Origin of the sequence: Collinsella intestinalis DSM 13280, from assembly GCF_000156175.1 — a bacterium.
GTDB classification, from domain to species: Bacteria; Actinomycetota; Coriobacteriia; order Coriobacteriales; family Coriobacteriaceae; genus Collinsella; species Collinsella intestinalis.
This window is the reverse complement of sequence record NZ_GG692710.1, coordinates 561,961-582,518: the sequence shown is the minus strand read 5'-3', so window position 1 is coordinate 582,518 and position 20,558 is coordinate 561,961. Positions and strand designations below refer to the sequence as shown.

Annotated in this window: 18 protein-coding genes; 10 read left to right on the top strand and 8 right to left on the bottom strand. The window is 52.0% G+C overall.

All coding sequences use genetic code 11. The features are described 5' to 3' along the window. Positions 1-21 precede the first annotated feature (21 nt). The 4 genes from COLINT_RS02705 (at position 22) to COLINT_RS08115 (ending at position 4,569) form a co-directional block, all read left to right on the top strand. Positions 22-1,986 carry an LTA synthase family protein gene (locus COLINT_RS02705; protein ID WP_169302862.1) on the top strand — a complete coding sequence of 655 codons (1,965 nt, stop codon included), beginning with the start codon at positions 22-24 and terminating at the stop codon, positions 1,984-1,986. After that, positions 1,983-2,159, top strand: coding sequence for a hypothetical protein (locus COLINT_RS08270; RefSeq protein ID WP_233418324.1), 177 nt, complete (start codon positions 1,983-1,985; stop codon positions 2,157-2,159). The genes COLINT_RS02705 and COLINT_RS08270 overlap by 4 nt, the downstream gene beginning before the upstream one ends. A gap of 756 nt (positions 2,160-2,915) precedes the next feature. After that, positions 2,916-3,116: a hypothetical protein gene (locus tag COLINT_RS08705; protein WP_006722800.1), complete on the top strand. Its 201-nt coding sequence runs from the start codon at positions 2,916-2,918 to the stop codon at positions 3,114-3,116. A 55-nt stretch (positions 3,117-3,171) separates the two neighbouring features. After that, positions 3,172-4,569, top strand: a complete 1,398-nt coding sequence (locus tag COLINT_RS08115) for a GH25 family lysozyme (RefSeq protein WP_006722799.1) — start codon at positions 3,172-3,174, stop codon at positions 4,567-4,569. Positions 4,570-4,576: 7 nt separating this feature from the next. On the opposite strand, the gene COLINT_RS02695 is transcribed toward COLINT_RS08115, so the two are convergent. Both COLINT_RS02695 and COLINT_RS02690 read right to left on the bottom strand, forming a co-directional pair. Continuing rightward, complete coding sequence (locus tag COLINT_RS02695) at positions 4,577-5,398, bottom strand: IS3 family transposase (RefSeq protein ID WP_006722798.1); 822 nt, start codon at positions 5,396-5,398, stop codon at positions 4,577-4,579. Positions 5,399-5,421: 23 nt separating this feature from the next. Continuing rightward, on the bottom strand, positions 5,422-5,976 hold the full coding sequence (locus COLINT_RS02690; RefSeq protein ID WP_006722797.1) for a helix-turn-helix domain-containing protein: 555 nt from the start codon (positions 5,974-5,976) through the stop codon (positions 5,422-5,424). A 74-nt stretch (positions 5,977-6,050) separates the two neighbouring features. Between COLINT_RS02690 and COLINT_RS08260 the strand changes: the two genes are divergently transcribed. Continuing rightward, on the top strand, positions 6,051-6,476 hold the full coding sequence (locus COLINT_RS08260) for a hypothetical protein (RefSeq protein ID WP_156780304.1): 426 nt from the start codon (positions 6,051-6,053) through the stop codon (positions 6,474-6,476). A gap of 362 nt (positions 6,477-6,838) precedes the next feature. Here the strand turns inward: COLINT_RS08260 and COLINT_RS02685 are convergent, their stop codons facing one another. The 5 genes from COLINT_RS02685 to COLINT_RS08255 all read right to left on the bottom strand — a co-directional run bounded on the left by COLINT_RS02685 (position 6,839) and on the right by COLINT_RS08255 (position 13,749). Beyond that, positions 6,839-9,763: a rhamnosyltransferase WsaF family glycosyltransferase gene (locus COLINT_RS02685; RefSeq protein ID WP_006722795.1), complete on the bottom strand. Its 2,925-nt coding sequence runs from the start codon at positions 9,761-9,763 to the stop codon at positions 6,839-6,841. Between the two features lie 74 nt (positions 9,764-9,837). Then, positions 9,838-11,772 carry a DUF2142 domain-containing protein gene (locus tag COLINT_RS02680; RefSeq protein ID WP_211203982.1) on the bottom strand — a complete coding sequence of 645 codons (1,935 nt, stop codon included), beginning with the start codon at positions 11,770-11,772 and terminating at the stop codon, positions 9,838-9,840. A gap of 108 nt (positions 11,773-11,880) precedes the next feature. Continuing rightward, positions 11,881-12,675, bottom strand: coding sequence for a glycosyltransferase family 2 protein (locus tag COLINT_RS02675; RefSeq protein WP_039910525.1), 795 nt, complete (start codon positions 12,673-12,675; stop codon positions 11,881-11,883). Between the two features lie 4 nt (positions 12,676-12,679). Then, complete coding sequence (locus tag COLINT_RS02670) at positions 12,680-13,054, bottom strand: DUF2304 domain-containing protein (protein WP_006722792.1); 375 nt, start codon at positions 13,052-13,054, stop codon at positions 12,680-12,682. 8 nt (positions 13,055-13,062) lie between these two features. Further along, positions 13,063-13,749 (bottom strand): glycosyltransferase family 2 protein, encoded by a 687-nt coding sequence (locus COLINT_RS08255; protein ID WP_233418323.1) that lies wholly within the window; start codon positions 13,747-13,749, stop codon positions 13,063-13,065. 225 nt (positions 13,750-13,974) lie between these two features. On the opposite strand from COLINT_RS08255, the gene COLINT_RS02660 reads away from it, so the two are divergent. Next, positions 13,975-15,216 carry a lipopolysaccharide biosynthesis protein gene (locus COLINT_RS02660; RefSeq protein WP_233418322.1) on the top strand — a complete coding sequence of 414 codons (1,242 nt, stop codon included), beginning with the start codon at positions 13,975-13,977 and terminating at the stop codon, positions 15,214-15,216. 159 nt (positions 15,217-15,375) lie between these two features. On the opposite strand, the gene COLINT_RS08110 is transcribed toward COLINT_RS02660, so the two are convergent. Further along, positions 15,376-16,968 carry a rhamnosyltransferase WsaF family glycosyltransferase gene (locus tag COLINT_RS08110; RefSeq protein WP_050750535.1) on the bottom strand — a complete coding sequence of 531 codons (1,593 nt, stop codon included), beginning with the start codon at positions 16,966-16,968 and terminating at the stop codon, positions 15,376-15,378. A gap of 240 nt (positions 16,969-17,208) precedes the next feature. Here COLINT_RS08110 and rfbA point away from each other — a divergent pair, with 240 nt between their 5' ends. The 4 genes from rfbA to rfbB all read left to right on the top strand — a co-directional run. After that, on the top strand, positions 17,209-18,111 hold the full coding sequence (gene rfbA / locus COLINT_RS02650; protein WP_006722788.1) for a glucose-1-phosphate thymidylyltransferase RfbA: 903 nt from the start codon (positions 17,209-17,211) through the stop codon (positions 18,109-18,111). A gap of 24 nt (positions 18,112-18,135) precedes the next feature. Next, positions 18,136-18,573 (top strand): DUF4869 domain-containing protein, encoded by a 438-nt coding sequence (locus COLINT_RS02645; RefSeq protein WP_006722787.1) that lies wholly within the window; start codon positions 18,136-18,138, stop codon positions 18,571-18,573. An 86-nt stretch (positions 18,574-18,659) separates the two neighbouring features. Continuing rightward, a complete protein-coding gene (locus COLINT_RS02640; protein WP_233418321.1) occupies positions 18,660-19,559 on the top strand; it encodes a hypothetical protein in 900 nt (299 codons plus the stop codon). A 63-nt stretch (positions 19,560-19,622) separates the two neighbouring features. Then, positions 19,623-20,558, top strand: a 936-nt coding sequence (rfbB, locus tag COLINT_RS08600; RefSeq protein ID WP_006722785.1) for a dTDP-glucose 4,6-dehydratase, incomplete at its 3' end; no start/stop codon positions are given.

Below are 20,558 nucleotides of genomic sequence, written 5' to 3'. Positions count from 1 at the left end.
TCCCGTGAATGGATTCTTACCATGCCCTCGTACGCTCCTGCTGCGTTTTCTATTCCTTCCTTTGCTGCGGCGCTTGCCCTCGCGGTGTTCACAGCGTTGCACATCCGTTCCGCGCGTAGGCGCGAAGGGCGCATTCCGATTTCCGATGTGATGTGGTCCGCGCTGTATATCGTGCTGCTGCTTGTCGTTGCTGTCTTCTGCGTACTGGGCGGCGTTGACGGTCAGGCGGGCATCCTCGATATGTCTGCATATGCTTTGGTGTTGCTTGCATGCGGGGTTGCCACACTGTTTCGGTTTAGGGTGACAGAAGAATTACAAAAGATGTCTGGCCCATTCAGCCGGGCGCTACACATCGGATTTGTTGTAGTGGCCACTGTATTCGTTTCGATCGTTTCTGCTTGGATTGTCGATTATGTTTGGTTGGAGACGAACTCGTCAATTCAGATGCAGTTCTTTAGCTTGACGGCGTCATTGTTTGCGATGATTTCTGTCGCCCTGTATTTCCTGGGGCAGCGTGGTGGCGCGCTTATGGTTCTTGTGCCGCTTTGCGCTGTCGGGTTCGGCATGGCTCAATATTTTGTGGTCATGTTCAAGGGCACACCCATTATGCCCGCTGACTTGCTCTCCTTGAGGACTGCGGGCGCCATTGCAGCTGGCTATGAATATGTTCTCACGCCCAACATGGTTATTGCCCTTTGCGCCTGCGGCGTGTGCGCCTGTGTACACTCTTTTGTGGGGTCGAACAAGGGAGAGCTCGCTCGCAAGGTTCGCATTGCGGCCTCTGTGGCAAGCGCCGTTGTGGGCATCGCACTTTTTGGTGTAATGGCGGCCATGTTTGACAAGGTAAAGCTCGAGGACAGGCTGGAAGTCGCCTATGACCGATGGATGCCTATCACCACGTATCAGACGCTCGGATTTGTGCCGGCGTTCATCGAGGTCGCCCAGGATCTTCCGATTCCCGTCCCAGAGGGGTACGACAGGGGCGCCGCGCTTTCGCAGATGAAGGACCTTGCTGCTCAGTTTGACGAGACATTGGGTGTCGCGCCGGGCCGTCAAGCGGCTGTGGACCAATTTGAAGAAATTAAGCCGACTGTGATTGCCGTCATGAATGAGACATTCACGGATCTCTCAATTTATGATGCAATCCGTGAGGCGGGCTATGAAGGCCCGCAGTTCTATAACTTGCTTGAGGGGACGTTGCAGCGCGGACCGCTCATGGTTTCGGTCGTAGGTGGCGGTACCGCTAACACTGAGTTTGAATTCCTGACGGGCAATTCATCTGCGTTTATCGGGACGGGCAAATATCCGTATCAACTGTATGACCTGAGCGGTGTTGACAGCCTGGTGAAGCAGATGGAGTCCATGGGGTACCGGACAACCGCGATGCATCCCCAGAATCCCGTGAACTGGAAGCGCTCGACCGTGTATGAGCAGCTCGGATTTAACGAGTTCCTGTCTATGGAGGATTTCGCAGACGCTCCCGTGTATCACTCTGGTGCAACTGATGCCTCCACGTACGACAAGGTCATCGAGCTCCTCGAGCAGGATGCGTCACCGCAGTTCATCTTTGATGTGACCATGCAAAACCACAGCGGATATGGCGAAGGGACGGTTCCCGACGAGGACGTTGTTCGCTTGGACGTTGCGGACATTGATGATCCTGCGATCCTATCCGAGCTCGGCGTGTATCTTGCGTGCATCAATAAGTCTGACGAGGACCTGGCGTATTTCATCGATTGCTTGAAGGGGATGGATCGCCCCGTTGCTCTCGTATTTTTGGCGATCATCAGCCGGGGTTCTCCGGAACTCTCACGGACGCGTTGTATGGGGATGCCCCGATGCTCGATCGGGAATTCAAGAAACATGAATCGACGTATGCGGTGTGGACGAATTACGAGGTGGCAGGGGCAGAAGCCGGCGCACCTCGTACGACCGACTCATCTCAGCTTGCCGCCCAGGTGCTCTATGCGCTTGGGGCGCCCTTGACCGATCGTCAGAAGGCGGTCCTTGTGCTGGGGCAGGAAGTTGCCGGTGTGAGCCTTGCGGGCTATACCGGTGCCGATGGCTTGGGGTACGCGCTTGGCGCCGAAGGACCGTTCGTCGATGCGGTCAACACGATGCAGGCGATTCAGTATCTGGAGTTTGGGAGCAAGGTGTAGAGCTGGCCGTCTGGGGCCCCGAGAAGCATCGCAACGTATACGGTAAACCATAAAGGGCCTGCCGCATGCATCCTAGGCTTGACGTTCGAATGTCTCGTATACTATTCGAAACACATAATTTGATGGAATAATGCGGCAGCCAAACACATTATTCGAACGAACTTTGTGCTGACTGAGGTCAGCTTCATTAAATGTTATTATCGAGAGACGCGCCAGCTCAATATGAGGCTTTGTAAAGAAGCAGAATTGGGCGTAGCGTAAGAACGCTTTTGTCGGGATTCCGCAGAGAATCTGGGTTTGGCAATTTGCTCTTGTATGCGATCGGGTGAACGGGGTCTCAGCTGGAACTCGGTGCATTTCTTGTCGAGCAATAACGGGTGTCTTCAAGGTGTTTCGTTGTCTTGATAGTCAATACGCTGATTTGAAGTGGCTGGTTCTTCCTTCGTTCAGTTATTTCGTGATAATATCTACGAGGCTTGTAAGTGCCGTTCTCGGACTGGTCGATCCACTATTCGCTGTATTCGATTTATTCGTGCATGCCAATTGGAGTGAGGCCATGGTCAATTTATCTAGAGTTGCCACGGCGGGCGCAAGCGGGGGATTGTCGGTCCTTATAGAATTTGGCTTACTTGGCTTGCCCGTGCTGTTATGAGCACGTCCCCCGCCAGTTCTTTTGCTCTCATACTTGAATAACGTGGTGACGAGGCGGAAGCCGGTTCACTGCGGACAACTGACTCCTCCCAGTTTACCGCCCGTGTGTTCTATGCCCTTGGTGCGCCCCTGATCGATGCACAGAAGACGGTCCTTGTGTTGGAACAGGAGGTTGTCGGTGTGAGCCTTGCGGTGTATACCGGGTCCGATGGCTTGAGGTATGCGCTTGGCGCCGAAAGCCCGTTCTGCGATGCGGTTAACACGATGCAGGCGATCAAGTATCTGGAGTTTGGGCAGTATGCGTGAACTGTTGAGGTGGAATGCTAAAATTCTGACGCAACGTAATTAGCAAGGAGTTTAAATGCACATTTCAAACAAAGCTATCTCCCTTGTGGCGGCAGTTAGCCTTATAGCGGCTCAGCTTTTGACGCCAGTCGCTGCTTATGCCGAGTCCGATCAGGCGGCAGTCGATCAGGTTGAAGCGACTGCCGCTGAAGATAATCTTGAATCTGAAAACCCGTACCTCTCTGAGTTTTCAGGGAGTTCTTTCCGCTATGAAAACGGAAACTTGAGGGAGGATATCGAGCCAATCGCCACCTTCAGCATTCCCCAGTGGCCTGATAATGCGACAGGTTGGGGCATCGATGTCAGCTACGCTCAGGGTCAGATCGATTGGGCCAAGGTGAAGGCGGCGGGATGCGATTTTGCTATTTTGCGCTGCGGCTATGGCTCGGGCGGTAATGACAGACAGTTCAAAAAGAATGTCGAAGGGTGCAAGGCGAACGGGATTCCCTTCGGCGTATACCTGTATTCATATGCTTGGGATGCCGGGATTGCCAAGCAGGAGGCAGATTGGACTTTGAAGGTTCTTTCCGATGCGGGTGTTAAGCCGTCCGACCTTTCCTTGCCGGTATATTACGATCTGGAAAATGAGGTTGGCAACCCGTCTCATCCCGCGTATGGAAAGCCTGCCGGTGTGGATGGCAGCGGGAACTACAGAGTAATTGAAGGTGGGCCTGCGACGTTTGCATCGATTGCCAATTCGTATTGCTCGGCAATACAGAGAGCGGGCTACAAGGCCGGTGTATACGCCAATTTGAACTGGTGGAACAACTATCTCTCGGCATCCGACTTCAATTCCTGGGACCGTTGGGTCGCTCAATATAACTCTACATGCGACTATGCTGGTCGATACAGCATCTGGCAGTACAGCAGTAGGGGCACGATTGACGGCATCTCTGGAACCGTCGACGTGAACTGGTGGTATGGACCTGAATTTGGGGGATCGAACGGCACCGATTCAGTTGGCAGCCTTGTGTCCTACGAAGCGCATGTTCAAAACATCGGATGGCAGCCAGCGGTATTCGATGGAGCAATTGCCGGCACGACCGGTCGTAATTTGAACCTCGAATCTCTTGATGTCAATTTGGGGAATGACGTTGGGTCCGGAGAAATTGAAGTTAGGGCACATGTGTCGGAAATCGGATGGCAGGATTGGACAACTGGTAAGGCGGGTACGGTGGGTAGAAACCTGCCTATCGAAGCACTTCAGATTCGCCTGGCTGGAGATGTGGCTCAGAATTACGATGTTTGGTATCGCGTCCATTCTGCCGATTTTGGTTGGCTTGGCTGGGCAAAGAACGGTCAGAGTGCTGGCTCTCAGGGTTTCGCAAAGTCCTCTCAGGCTGTTCAAATTGTTCTTACAAAAAAGGGCGCCGCAGCTCTGAACTGCAACCCAAAACTTGGACGGCCTAAATAAAGAGCGGCTAGGCCGCTAAGGACTGATTCCGGAACTCCTCCGGGGTCAGTCCTTTCAGTTTAACCTGCCTCCGCCTCGTGTTCCAATGAATCACGTACGCGTCGAGGTCTCGCTTGAATTCCTCGAAACTCGGCCACCTCCGGCCTCGGAAGAACTCGTCCTTGATATGGCCGAAGACCTGCTCGGTGGCGCCGTTGTCGATGCAGTTGCCCTTGCGCGACATGCTTTGCGCGATACCCGCGTCCGCCAGCCTGTCCACCCAGCCTGCGTTCTGGTACTGCCACCCCATATCAGAATGCAAAACAGGATGCGCGCCGTCGGGCATCCTGGCAACCAGCTGATCAAGCACGTCGAACTGCTGAGCCATGTTCGGGCTCATCGACGTCGACCACGCCACTATCTCCTTGCTGCCGAAGTCGTAGACCGGTGCGAAGTACGCCTTGCCCCATGCCTGCTTGAACTCGGTCACGTCCGTGCCCATCTTCTGCCAAGGGGCGTCGGCCTTGAAATCGCGGCCGATCAGGTTCTCGAAGGTCTTCCCGACCAGGCCCCTGTACGAGCTGTACCTGTGGTAGTCGGTCTCCTTGCGGATGCCGCAGCGGATGCCCATCTCGCTCATGATCTTCAGCACCGTCTTCTCCGCGATGGCGACGCCGTCCTCCGCGCGCAGGCACATGGCGATCTGGCGGTGCCCGCAGCCGTTGGGCGTTCGCGAGAAGACCTCGGCGACCTTCTCCCAAAGCTCGGGTCTGGTGGGCTGCTTGGGATGTGCCATCGCGTAGTAGTAGCTGGACCTTGCGAGCCCTGCGCATTCCAGCAGGTCATTCATCGAATGGTCCCCCGAGAGCGACGCTACCACCGAGGCCTTGACCCGGTTCGAAGCGCCTCTTCCGCCCTCAGGGCCTCCAATTTTTTTAGGTAGGCGTTCTCCGCCTCGAGCTTGCGGACCCTGATCTCGAGCTCTTCCTCGCGAGTCATCGGGGCCTTCTGTTTGGCGGGGGATCCCTTGGGACGGCCCTTCGGCTTGGGCTTCAGCGCTTCTTCGCCGCCCTCGCGATAGGCCTTGCACCATTTCTGGGCAGATGCACGGGAAACCACCCCGTAGGCGACCATGGCATCGGTGAGGATCGCGCCCCCGTCCACCACCATGCGCGCGAAGGCGAGCTTGGTCTCGAAGCTGTAGGAGTTGTGGGTTCTTCCCATATTGAGGGGCCCTTCCGGTCCGACGGCCTTGTATGCATAGAGCCATTTTTCCACAGTGCCTACGGGAATGCCGAGCGAAGATGAGACGGAGCGCTTGCCGAACCCCGCCTCGAAGAGCTCCAAAGCCCTTTCCCTGACCTCAATACCGTGCCTTAACCTTTTAGCGTTTTGCATGAAGAAAGTTTCCCATTTCTCGTTGTCCAAGAAATGGGAGGCAGTTCACTCCTGGGGATACGAACAGTCCTTTCAAAGCTCGCTTCCTGAACATTCAGACTCACGTGCAAAACATCGGTTGGCAAACACCTGTATCCGATGGCATGATTGCGGGTACGACTGGCCGCGCTCTTCACGTTGAAGCCTTGAAACTGAGCCTTGGTCCCGGTATTGAATCGGGTGGAATTCAAGTTCGTGCGCACGTCTCGAATATTGGATGGCAAGACTGGACTTCCTCCATGGCTGGAACCACTGGCCGTAATCTTGCCGTTGAAGCTGTGCAGATTCGTTTAAATGGTGCTGCAGAGGCAAATTACGATGTCTGGTACCGGGTGCATTCTTCGGAGTTCGGATGGCTTGGATGGACTAAAAATGGTGAGAATGCTGGTTCTGAGGGCTATGCTCGTTCGGTAGAGGCGTTGCAGGTTTCGATTACTCCTAAGGGGGCCTCTGCTCCGGGATCGACTGCTAGGCCGTTTGTTAAGCGTTGATGTCAGAGCGAACATTCGCTATATGAATGATGTTGAAATGCCTCCTGATGAAATCTACTTCATGTTGGGGACGTTGTATGTGCATGGTTTGGGTGGAGGTGTCTCCAGGCGAAACATATGTGTCAAGACACATATCGGGTTGATATTGTATTCATGAAAAGGCCATCGGTTTGTACCGATGGCCTTTTCATCGAGCCCTGTGCAATGGCTTGATGCCGCGCTTGTTTAAACAAGCAGTAATTTGCTCAATATTTGACACGGGCTTAGCGACAGTGTCTAGTTAATCATTGGGTGTGTCCCTCTTGATAAATCATGCCGGATGAAATGATGAGGCATCCGGCATGATTTTGACGGGCACCATGCTATTCGATAAGGCTTACAAGTTCACTCATGAAGGGGAACGGATCATCACATTTTAAATACCAGCTCGGGACATCGCCACAGCCAACTTCAGCCTGATAACCTTGAGTGATTTTCTTTAAGGCGTTTGCTGCATTGGCGGGCGTCAAGACGGGTACGGATTCAATGCAGCTGGAGAAGTCCGTGAGGTCTTTTACGCCGTAGCCATTCGTGATGACTTGAACCCCAAACGCTGCCATTTCGAGCGGAGGATAGCTTGGATGGGGTGAAACCATATAGGAAAGTCCTGCATACGATTCAGTGAGTACGCGTGCGTATTCACTGAGTGAGAGCTTTCCGACAGATGTAAGATATCGACCCTTACCCAGATGGACAGGCGGATGGTCTTCGCCGGCGGAGATAAACTGCCACTGGGTGCTTGCATCATCTGATTCGACCCATTGTCGAAGTGTATCAACTGCGAGTTCGAAGGCGTTTCGGACCGTGCCCGGTCTACCGTAAACAAGAATTTGCTTACGCTTGCCTGCTGTTCCGTTAAGTCCATTGAGTGCATGGGCCAAGGCGGGGTTCAAGAACGGCTGGAAAATGAATTCTGATTCAAAGGAGTACCCAGCGTTCTTGAAATGCTCATACAGCTCTTTGGAATTGAAAATAGCGATCGTGGGCAATTGAGACTTATAAGTGGACTCTGCAAGCACGTATTGAGAGGACCAGGCATAGAATCCGGGCTCGTAGTCCTGGATTAGATATAGCATTGGATTAACAGCTTTGCCTTCGGCGGCCTGTTTTCCCATGGCTTCCTGTAGACAAAATGCAGACCACCAGCACGTACAGATAAAAATATCGTCTTCGGTGAAGGGGAGTGATGCGCTGTGCCGATCGACTGCTGAGACAATTTGCAGGGGATCAGATGAATCGTTTCCAAGGGGAACCGCTGAATAACGCTCAAACTGCGAACCGAGCTCGCCGAAGCGAGGTTTTGCATCGAGAACGATGATTCGTCCGTCGCACGCAAGATCCTCTTTCAATCTATTGTAAAACTTGAGTGCGGTCGAAATGCCTCCATACACATCTTCTGGATTGACGGAAGGAAGAAGAATATTCAAGCGCTTTCCGCGTGACGGTACGCAGTGAAGATTCAAGGGGCGAATCTCATGTATGTTGATATGCATTTCGTCGCGCACACCGCGCTGTAGGCGCTCTCGTTTTGTAAGTACAGCCGGAGTGGTGGAGAAGTAGTCAAGATTGTTGTTGTAGAAGGGATCTCCAGATGAGCGGAAGGTCCTATACATCGTTTCTGATAGTCGGAAATCTACCTCCGGGATATCTTTGGCGTCACGCGTCTTTGATTCATAGTGCTTGAGCCTGATGTATGGACTGTATACATTGCGCATGCCATGCTCCATAGCGTTGAGACAAAGCTCTACATCGCTACCGCATACAATGAAGTCTTCATTAAATCCGCCGAGTTGATCAAAATGTTCGCGCGATATCGCCATGCAGGCACCTGTAACCGCTGAGACATTGCGGGTGACCAATGGAGAAATAAATGGGTTGCCGTAGTGAATAGGCTGAGCACCTTTGTACACATGGTCTGCCCATCCGCCCATACCAATGATTACACCGGCATGTTGAATGGAGCCATCAGGGTAAAGTAGAAGGCCACCGACGACTCCAACATCTTCTCGAATCGCATGTTCAACAAGTCTGTCAAGCCAATCTTCAGAGATGACCTCAGTGTCATTATTGAGGAATACAAATACGTCGCCCTTGGCATGACGAACACCGTAGTTGTTAAGTTTCGACCAATTGAAGGGGAAGCTTGCATTGATAACGCGGACGCGGTCATCCTTGCCTAAAATTTCGTCGAAGTAATTGTGGGTAGAGGCTTCCTCGGAATTATTATCAAGAATAAGAATCTCGAAGTTTTGATAGGAAGAACGCTCAACTATGCTGTCGATGGCAATGCGAAGGTCTTCAGCATGGTCTTTAGTAGGAATAACTATCGAAACAAGTGGCTTATTTGGAACGTTGTATCTAACATCGTAAACGAAAAGGTCGTCTGTCTCGAATGCGGATGCCGCGCCCTTGCCATATTTCGAATCTAAATAGGACTGAACTGCATTAAGGCCTGCAAACTGCGCATAAGGTTTTGAATCGGGATTTGCTGCGGTTGAAGAGGGGAGCGCACGCCATGAATACAGAATCTTGGAGATGTGAGAAATGCGTTCGCTTTGAAGTGACAGGCGCAGGAAGAGATCGTAATCCTGACTGCCATTAAACTCGTTGCGAAAACCTCCGACAGCATCGAAGATGTTCTTCCGAAAAGCCAATAGGTGACCGACGTACATTTGTGAAAGCATGAGATCTGGCGACCAGTCCGGCTTGAAAAGGACTGAAAGACGATTGCCGTTCTCGTCGATAATGTCATTATCTGAGTACATTATGTCTGGATTGTCGCTGGTGGCCCTAAGGAAAAGCTCGAAAAGGGCATTGGGCGTGAGCATGTCATCATTGTCGAGAAGCACAAGATAGTCGCCGGTCGCCATGTCAGCAGCACAATTGGTGGCACCAGATATTCCAAGATTGGTGTCAAGCAGGCGAACTCGCACATTGTCGGTATTAAGAGATAGGAGATATTCTTTGAGTTCGGCGGAAGTTGAACAATCGTCGACGATGCAGAGTTCCCAGTTGGAGTAAGACTGGGCTAAAACTGAGTCTATCGCCATAGAGACCCAGCGAACGTCGACGTTAAAAGTCGGCATGAGGATGGAAAACTTGACACAGCCGCCCAGGCTGCCGGGTGCAGCGGAATCTTGACCAACCTCAACTTCGTTGACGACAATCTGCTGGTGTAGCCGATCGCGAAGACCGAGAAGACCGTATTTTGCTGTAATTTTTGCCGCAGATGCAACATCCTTCAGCATGTTAGATCGATTTGCACCAGCTCGTGCGATGGATGCAAGTGTTTCGATTTTGCTCAACCTAGATCACCTCTATATTAAAGTAGCTGCCAGCCTATGATAAATGCAGTTATGCACATGACTGAAATGAGCGAAATAATCCAGTACAGATGAATCGATTCAATGGTATTTTTCCGGGGCGAGTTTGCGAACGCTGTGAAAAGGGGCAGCGCGACGGGCAGAATATAGCGTGCTTGACACCCAGCAATCGAGTTGGAGCCTACGGGGGTAAAAGCGACGTACATTGACGTTGCGACTAGTGCTACACAAGAAACTGCTAGAACGACAATCCAGACTCGTGCAGCAATAGTCGGAACATTTCCATCAACATCAAGGGGCTCCCTTATCGCAATAGCAACCAGTAGGACAAATGGTATGGCAGACATAAATGGCAATGCTTCATGCAAATTACCCAAGTAGGCATAATGCATCGTATATTCATTGGATCCGACAGGAGATAGATAGCTCAGCATAAAGCTGCTCAAGGTTTTTAGATATTCAATCGGATGAGTTAGTACGTACTTAATCTGATTAACGGAATTAACATCCGCCCCACCTCGAATATCGCCAGTTTGAACTTGAGATGAGAACAGCATGGGCAGGATAAAAGTCAAAACCATAAATAGAGCAAATAGAATCGTAAATACAAGGAATGACGCATACTCTCTTTTATTGTGAAATTTTGTTTTAGGAAGCAAGAACAACATGCCAATCATTGGGAAATATATAGCCTTCGGAGCAAGCGCTAGGAAGAACACCAGTGTAATTAGTAGCAATCGTTTGGTCGTGAGTGGACGGTCTTTAGCCTCAGCTTCATTTAATACAAGTGCAATGGAAAGCGCCATTAAAGAAGTGACCCATGGGTCATATGAGAAGTTTGACGCGACGTATAGGGATGTTGGCAAGAGTCCAATCAGACAGGCGATGCCCTTATATCGCGGCAAAAGTTTAATTGCCGAGGAAACAACTATGGAATAGAAAAGTAGATTAAACCATCGACCAATCATGATTTGCAGGGAAAGGCTGGCGCCAAGCAGCCTTGAAATCCATAGCCCAGCAGCCGATGGGAGATAGCCCAGATAGGCAATTGAAGGTGAGGTGTCTCCGCCGGGAACATGGATAGTTGGTCCCTGGACATGTGTAATAGCACCAGCATTAATCATAGAGTCATATTGATCATTCATGTTGCTTGCGTACGCAAGTACGGAGTCAAGTTGAAGAGTCCCGTCGGGAATCCAAGGTAAAGAAAGTAACTTATGCTCTACATCGGTATATTGAGGATTCCATATATATGAAACAGTAAGGCTGCGATCGTAATGAATTTGATCGTCAGGAGAAATGCCTGTTACCGGAGGTAGTGAAAAAGAAAGGTACGTTCCAATCAGCAGTGCGTAAAGCAGAAAAAAAAGCTCAGTCCTGTACGGTGCATTTTTAAGTAAGAAGCAAGTAAAGAAAGATGCCGCCAAGATAAATAGCACTAGCACGATAATCTGACGATGGATGAGGGGAAACGTAAAGAACGGGTTTACGAGTAGCGCTATTCCGGCAAACAGCAGCAAGTAGAAAATGGCGATAGCGACCCCTTTGGGCTCTGCACACATGGCCTTTAATTTAGTAAAAGACGACGATTGGGAGCTCGACCCCTCCCTGTTCTTATTTTTTATAACTATAAAATTTGCAATGAATAGACCACAAACAAAAAAAACAAAGAGCCTTTTTTTGCTCCAGCTTTGAAAATCGGTAAGATTTCCGTCGAGAGATCCTATTATGGTAAGGGCCTCAAAAAGGATGGCAAAGAAAATGCCACCAGCCAGCAAGGTGGCTGCTCGCTTCATAAGCACGGGAATAAGTACTTGATGGTTTGAAATTCCGTTAGCCGTGTTTATATAACCGATGAATAGAAGATTGCAGATAATAAAAAGAAGGCAGGAAAAAAGAATGGACGTCGAAACGGTAAAACGGCCAAAAGACATAATTCCGACAAGGATAGAGAGAAGGGCGAACGTGCTTTGGAGTGTGTAAAAATGAATGTGGTTTGCTGTCCTACGCATTATGCTTTGCAACTGAACGGCTCCTTTTTTCTATAGCTGATTGCTGCTCATGCTCGCTGAATACAGGTTCGAAATGATCTGAGCAATAGGCCTTGGCCAAAACTTCTCGAACATAGCTAGGTCTTCAGCGGCTCTCGTGTCGTCTTTTATGAGTGCAGTCGTTTCAGACCCTTCGTGGATGCGGTGTCTCATGAGAATCTTTGGGATATAGATATAATCTCCTTCCAGCTTCGAGAAGCGCTCCCAAGCCTCCCAATCAAGGTCGCAACGCATGCGATTTAAAAACAGTGGGTCCGGTAGGTTGCTACGACAGTACGTAACAGAAGGACAGCAAATTGGGGAGCCCATAGAGAGAACTCTTCTGCGAATAAAAATAGAATTGGAGTTTCGATCGCTTTTCAGCGGTGACAGTAGAGCCCGCTTGATGGAGAGGAGCTTCGATTTGTCAACAGCTTCAGAGTCGCGAATCTCGCCATAGTCTGTAAACGAAATAAGAGGATGGTTGGAATGGCCAATCGACTCTAGTGTCTCTTGGGCGAATTCGGGAAGATATATATCATCTTGATGCGAAATGGTTACGAGATCGGTGGTGCAATGCCCTATGGCGCAATTCCAATCGTGACTAATTCCTGGCTCTCCCTTATTGATGAAAAGGGGAATTTCGTAAGTGTTTGCGATTTTTTTGATGTGTGCGTTGGGCGTGGAGGTCGCGATAAGAATCTTCGTTTGTACTTTTTGAGCGAGTAACGACTCTATGCAATCCTTGAGATACGGCGATTCTCCGTATGCGCAGACGGCAAATGTGTGATTAGAGGGTTCGTACATCCGACTACCAATCATTATTTCGATCGTTGACGACGGGACGGTCTTGAGCTAATTCATGTTCAAGAAGGGCTATTTTTTGAGTAAGGTTTTTGATGGAAATCATTTGCCTGCTCACGATGGAACTCAGGTTCAGACTGATGAGTAGAAGAACGAGTGCCGCGCAGAAAAAGATGAAATTAGATGGCGTTTCAAACCCCAGGAATTGCGATAGCTCGAAAAGCATGGAAGGGATGAGTGAGCAGAAGAATACGGACACAGCAAGAAAAAGCCAAAGTAATGAATACCTTAGCTGAAGCTTATCTCGCTTAACGAGATAAAGCACATAGATGAGGAGTGAAAGACTGAGCGCTATACAGAGGCATTGAAGAACATGAGACATGTGTCCACCTAACCCTTACGACTACCGAGGCTTACTATCATGATTGCAAGTGTTACCTTGATCATGTAATACACAGAGGAAAGCCCGCCGATGGACGAGGAGCCACCCTGGCGTTCGCGCATGCTAACGGGTACCTCGGCAACCGATAGTCCACGGTGCACTGCTGCAGCAATCGATTCCGGCTCGGGGTAATCGACCGGATAGGATTCGCAGAAAAGGCTGATTGCGTTGGGGCCGCACGCCCTGAATCCTGAAGTTGGGTCGGTGATGCGGCTGCCGGTTAGCAACAGGAGACACTTCGAGAGCCAGACAATCCCCACTCGTCGCATGAACGTCGACTTGAACCCCTCCTGGTCGGAAACGAAGCGCGACCCGATGGCTAGGTCATGGCCTCCGACAACCTGTTCAACAAGTTTTGGAATAAAAGTAGGGTCGTGCTGCCCGTCACCATCAACTTGGATATCGATGTCATAGCCGTGTTGCTTGGCGTATTTGTGCCCACATTGGACTGCGCCGCCGATGCCGAGGTTTTGCGGCAGATCGACAACGTTGATTCCATTGGCTCGACAGATTTCCAAAGTGTCATCTCGGGAACCATCATTTATGACAACATAGTCGTATCCGAGTGAGGAGACGTCGTGAACAGTGGAGAGGATACTCTCCGATTCGTTGTAAGCCGGGATGATTACCAGCACTCGAGGATTGTCTCTCACCAAACCCACCCTTACTAAAGACAATTGAATCTACATCTTACGTCAAAGAGGAATTGTCAAAAATGAGATACGTCGCTTCATCCAAACTGTGAAACAGGCATAGACATATGTCGCGGTCGACCTCGGGGCGCCACAGCCGAGTATCATCATAATGAGATGTTAGTCCGTCTTCCCACGTGAGGGGGGATGGTGTTGGAAGGAGGCCGCATGGCAAATGGAGTGGCGAGGCCTCAACCGCTATCGACGGCTGCAAACACCATTTGGAACCTTATTGGCTGTCTTTTTTATCTTGGCTGCCAGTGGCTTACGACAGTAATCGTTGTCGTTTTGTCGAGCGATTATTCTAATTCCGGATTCTTGGCGTTTGCCATGTCGATCGGCAACATGTTTGCCTCTCTTGCACTGTATAAGATACGAACGTATCAGGTATCGGATATAGCAAATGAGCATTCAAGTAGCGGGTATGTTGCATTTCGATTTGCAACCATAGCGGCGAGCTTTGCATTGCTGGCAATCTACCTTGTCGTGATAGCCCCGGGAGGGGCGACGGTCACCTCCACGCTTATTTTTCTGCTCTTCAAGGCGGATGAAACGTTCGTGGACGTGCTCTATGGCGTTGACCAGAAACATGGCAGAATGGATTACATTGGAAAGTCCCAGCTCTTGCGTGGCATTGCGACGCTTGTTGGATTTACGATCCCTCTCGCGACTACCGGGTCTGTTTTTTATGCTATTACAGGCATGGCTGTCCTGTGTACGGCGAACACGCTTTTGTTCGATATCCCTCACACCCAGCGTCTCGATGTGATTTCGCCCAGATTCAATAAGGGCGATCTTGTGCGGCTTGCCAGGGCTTGCTTCCTGCCCACTGTTGCCAACTTCTGCGCTACATCTATTGTCTCCGTTGCGCGGCAGGGCTATGGAATTATCGCAGGCGATGAACTTCTGGGTATTTATGCGAGCATCGCCACGCCCGCTGTCCTCATTCAGGCAGGCGCTGCATTCCTATATAGTCCGCTAATCGGCAAGATGGCAGTCGTTCTTCACGACAAGGGCAAGCGCGATTTCATGCGTGTGTTCATTAAGGTTCTCAGTGCCATTGCTGCCATTATGTCTCTAGGTACTATTGTTTTATCAGTAGTGGGAGGGCAGGTTCTCGTTCTCGTTTTCGGTCAAGGGATTGCGCCGTATACATCGGTCTTCCCATATGCCCTTGCGGGAACAACCTCAATCGCTATTTTGCTGTACATCAACGACGTTCTCATCATCTTGCGCGACAGCCGAACGCAGATTGCCATCAATGCATTGGCTCTTATTTCTTCCGCTGCTCTTTCATGGCCTCTTATTTCTGCTTTCGCTATGAACGGTGTTAACCTTGCCATTCTTTTTGCGGTTGTTCCGGCGGCGCTTATTGGTTTTGTTCGGATAGTAACCAAATGCTCAGGCTAAGCATTTTCTAGTACGGGGTCGTTAGTTGCATAATTACCGCCGTATGCCTGACCCTTACGTGCGGGCGCGCGTTGCCGGGTTTTGGGGCTCGGCAACGCGCTCGGGAAGCTTTAAGAGTTCCATTGCCTTGATGGTTGGGAACGGAGGCGGAATATCTTCCTATCGATGGCGTATCCGTGAAAAAAGTCCGAGGCGGGAATGAATGTTGATTTGAGGTCGGAGGCACGGCGTCTCATTACTATTCCTTTCCGCCGCCAAAACTATCCTGTACTCTTCATTTTCAAAGGTGGCGGTCATTTGCCTTTCTTCGGTAGCGTCGTAAATCGTCGAGCAGAGCTTGACGGCTTTGTTGACGCCAAACATGAAAGCTGGTTGCTCGTCGGCGCGTTTTTTCATATAGAAATGGAAATGAAAGGGCCTTGGCTCTTCAGAGGCTTTGCGCAGGTCAAGGTGTCCGACGAGGCGTCGGTCTTCGGACTCGTTCAGACTACTCCAGACTAGGTCGGATTGATCCGAGCAACTCCAGCAAGCAACTGAGTATTCGGTATCTTGGACAATCTCTCCAACAAGTTCGAGAGCTATGTTGCGCTCGGGTATGACCTGCGGTTCTGCTTCTGCCCGAAGGTCCGATAACCTCTTTTCTTGAATATCCTTGAATGCCGTGGAGCACTCAGCGTTTGACTTGATTGCACGATGAGGGTATTGGACAGGATTGCTACTGATCGGCGATGTTTCGCGGTTCACCAGTTGTACGCATGCGTTTGCAAAGCTTTTCCCTTCTTCTTCCAGCGTTTTGTCTTGCATGAACTTCAATCCTTTTCTTGCGGATCGTTCGCGCTTTTCGGCATTGTTGATAAGGGAGAGAGTTGCCGTCGCCAAGGCATCTGGAGAAGGGTCGGCCAGGGTGACCACATCGTTTGGTAGGTCATATAGATTGTTTTCGCAATACAAATCGATGACGGGCAGCCCCGCCGACATCATTTCAAATGGGATTCGAGAGGGATTGGTCGTCCCCATGGATATTCCCACGAGACATGAGTTGTAAAGTTCGTTGCATTCGGTCGTTGTTAGCAGGCCGAGGTGGTTGATTCTATCGTTGTTTACTTGGGGCTTCTGAGTAGATCCAAATAGATATACGGTTAACCTTTCATCGAGTGCGAGCATTATCTCAATAGAGTCGAGCAGCATCTGAAAAGCCCTGCGAGGCTTCTCCGGCTGATAGATGGCGCAGATTGCATATTCCTTGCTCTGCTCGAATGGGTGATATATGAAAGGGTCTGCTCCGAACGGAGTAGTGAGATTCGGGTGTCCGTACGGCGTAGAACACTTTGTTTGCAGCCAATTTCCGATTGTTATAGGTGTGAGTCCGAGCGCGTAAGAGTTGCTGGCAAGCAGGTACTCAGTCCCGATAGGATAAAAAAACGGTTCGAAGTCCTGAATGAAATAAGCCTTATGATCAGCGCTTTGCCTTGCTACGAGCTCCGCTGTGTCCCATTGGGTTGCAATTGCCAGGTCATAGCTTTTGTCAAGCTTGACGCAGTTTGCTTCGATAAACCGAGGTTGGTAGCCAAACCATCCAGAGAGATTGGTTCGAAGCGTGTTTTCCGAAAAAGGCATTTGGGGGTTTGGAGGGAAGCAGAAGGTGGTTTCGAAGCCTTTCTCTTCTAGCGCCCTTGCATTTTGCGTGATTGTCCGAAATCCTCCCGAGCCCTTTGATGGAATTGGAAGATACCAAACGACTTGCTTCTTCATGGCGTCCCAATCGGTGAATCTGAATGGAGATCAGTGTTTAGATTGTATCTGCTGCCACAGGAAGGACGCTTGAAAATGAATCAGAATGAATCCTACGGCTTGTCGGATACGACGATGTATGCGCGGGAAAAAATGGAGCACTAAATCTGTACGTGGTCTTTTTTGGCAAAAAAGCAGGTTGCAGGATGACAAGCTATAATTCTTTCAGATTGCCGAGCGTTATCCAAAGGAGCCTATCCCATGAAGGGCATCATCCTCGCTGGCGGGTCCGGCACCCGCCTGTACCCGCTGACCACCGTCACCAGCAAGCAGCTGCTGCCGGTCTACGACAAGCCGATGATCTACTACCCGCTGTCCGTCCTCATGATGGCCGGCATCCGCGACATCCTGATCATCTCCACCCCCTCCGACCTTCCGAACTTCGAGCGCCTGCTGCGCGACGGTTCGGACTACGGCGTGAACCTGTCCTACGCCGTCCAGCCCAGCCCCGACGGCCTCGCCCAGGCCTTCGTGATAGGCGAGGAGTTCGCCGGAGGGGAGCCCTGCGCGCTCGTCCTCGGCGACAACATCTTCTACGGCAACGGCCTGGGACGGCACCTCCGCCGCGCGGTGGAGAACGCCGAGACGAAGGGGCTCGCCACCGTGTTCGGCTACCACGTCGACGACCCCGAGCGCTTCGGCGTCGTGGAGTTCGACTCCGACTTCAACGCCGTCTCCATCGAGGAGAAGCCCGAGAGCCCGAAGTCGAGCTACGCCGTCACCGGCCTGTACTTCTACCCGGGCGACGTGTGCGGGCGCGCCAAGCGGGTCGTCCCCTCCGCCCGCGGCGAGCTCGAGATCACCGACCTCAACCGCATGTACCTGGAGGACGGGCTGCTCTCCGTCGTGACGCTCGGGCGCGGCTACGCGTGGCTGGACACCGGCACCATGGAGTCCCTCCACGAGGCCGGCGAGTTCGTCCGCGCCGTGGAGCGCTCCCAGGACATGCCCGTGTCCGTGCTCGAGGAGATCGCCTACGAGAACGGCTGGATCGACCGCGAGACGCTCTCGGCCTGCGCCGAGCGCTACGGCAAGTCCGAGTACGGGAAGCACCTCAAGCGCGTCGCCGCCGGCGAGTTCGTCAACCGGAACCTCGACTACTAGCATTTGGAAACGGGCTAGGTTTACATGCTCAACGTCTACTTCGGCGATATGCCGGATGCGATTTACAACACCGCCCTGTATTTCAGGAATGTCTATCAAGATGCCTGGATTACAGACTCCATGTCGCGGGAGATAATACTGGACGTTGATAAGTCGACCGTTGTCTCCGCGAATTTGATTGAGAGCCCAGTCTTGGGGCCCATTTCCCCCGTTATGCTCTCGGGTGGCGTGAAGACCCTGCTTCTTATCAAGCACGATAAGAAGCAGGTTTTCAACGCATCGACCTGTGGGGATAATTGCGCGAAGTGGATTCTCCAGCTTGCCGAAAAGCGCAAGCTGGTAATTAACTTGCATCATGTCATGGATTTCGGACCCGATGATTTCAAGATCAAGGTTCTCAATAGCGGTGTCATCGCCCACAACATGAGCGAGTTGATCCGCGAGTCGATTCCCTATTTATAAGGGGCATTATGGTTGGTTCTTATAACGTCAGGGTCTCTCGACGTCGAGGCGTTAGCTTCCGATTCACCATTCGACGCAACATCACCGTGGTCAGGGGCGATAGCGGAACAGGCAAAACAACGCTGTTTGAGATGGTTTCCGACCATATGCGCGAAGGTGCGAAATCGGGCGTGACTATCCAGTGCGACCACCCCTGCGTTGCGCTTGTTGATATGGATTGGGAAAACCAGCTTGCTGGCATGAAGAATTCAATCGTATTTGTTGATGAGGGCCTTCAGGCCATTCGATCTGATGAGTTCGCGCGCGCCGTCAAGCATTCCGGCAACTATTTTGTGCTGTTCACTCGCGAGGTACTTGCCAACCTCCCTTATAGCGTTGACGAGATTTACCATATCAAGACGAGCGGTAGGTATCATACGCTTGTGCCGCTATACAAGCATGATGATACGCACAGGTATTATGAGCAGCTTCGCGCCAAGCCAAAGCGCGATTTTGACCTGCTTGTTACTGAGGACTCCAAAGCGGGATTTCAGTTTTTTGATGCCCGATTCAAAGAGAGTGATGTTTCGGTTCTCTCCGCGGGCACGAACTCAAAGGTGCTTGAATGGCTCGATCGGCATAAAGGTGATCATGTCTTTGTCATCGCCGATGGCGCCGCCTTTGGTCCGTATGCGGACAGGGTGCTTGCGCTTCAGCATATCCATAGGGACACTATGGCGGTGTGCTTGCCGGAATCGTTCGAATGGCTTCTGCTTGAATCTGGACTCATAAAGTCCGATGTCGTTCGCGAGGTCCTTGCCGATCCGAGTGCTCATGTTGATTCCGAAGAGCATGAAAGCTGGGAACAGTATTTCACTGATGTGTTGCGAACGCAGAGCGCTGGAACGCCTTTCGCGTATCGCAAAGGTGAGCTTGCCGATGCTTATAAGGTGGCCAAAAACGCTGATAAGGTTATGGCGCTTATAGCATGTCGCAACATTCGTTAGCTCATTCGTTAGAATTGGGCTGTTAACTCTGTTTTCATTCATCTACTTTGAGATGGGGGAGATATGTCTGATATCTTCGAGCCCGAGCGCATCGTCGTCACCGGCGGCTGCGGCTTCATCGGCTCCAACTTCGTCCACCACGTCGTGCGCGAGCACCCCGGCGTCCACGTCACCGTGCTCGACAAGCTGACCTACGCCGGCAACCCCGACAACATCGCGGGCCTGCCCTCGGACCGCGTCGAGCTCGTCGTGGGCGACATCTGCGACGCCGTGCTCGTCGACCGCCTCGTGTCCGGGACCGACGCCGTGGTCCACTACGCCGCCGAGTCCCACAACGACAACTCCATCGCCGACCCGAGCCCGTTCCTGCGCACCAACGTCGAGGGCACCTACACCCTCATCGAGGCGTGCCGCAGGCACGGCGTGCGCTACCACCACGTCTCCACCGACGAGGTCTACGGCGACCTGGCGCTCGACGACCCGGCCCGCTTCACGGAGGAGACGCCCTACCGCCCGAGCTCCCCGTACAGCTCCACCAAGGCGAGCTCGGACCTGCTGGTGCGCGCCTGGGCCCGCACCTTCGGCCTGCGAGCCACCATCTCCAACTGCTCCAACAACTACGGCCCCTACCAGCACGTTGAGAAGTTCATCCCGCGCCAGGTCACGAACCTGATCGACGGCGTCCGCCCCAAGCTCTACGGCGACGGCCGCAACGTCCGCGACTGGATCCACACCGAGGACCACAGCTCCGCCGTGTGGTGCATCCTCACGAAGGGCCGCATCGGCGAGACCTACCTGATCGGCGCCGACGGCGAGCTGGACAACATCACCGTGCTGCGCGAGATCCTCAAGGCCTTCGGCCGCCCGGAGGACGACTTCGACTGGGTGCGCGACCGCCCCGGCCACGACCGCCGCTACGCGATCGACGCGACCAAGCTCCGCCGCGAGCTCGGCTGGGAGCCGGCGCGCACCGACTTCGCCGCCGGCCTGGCCGAGACC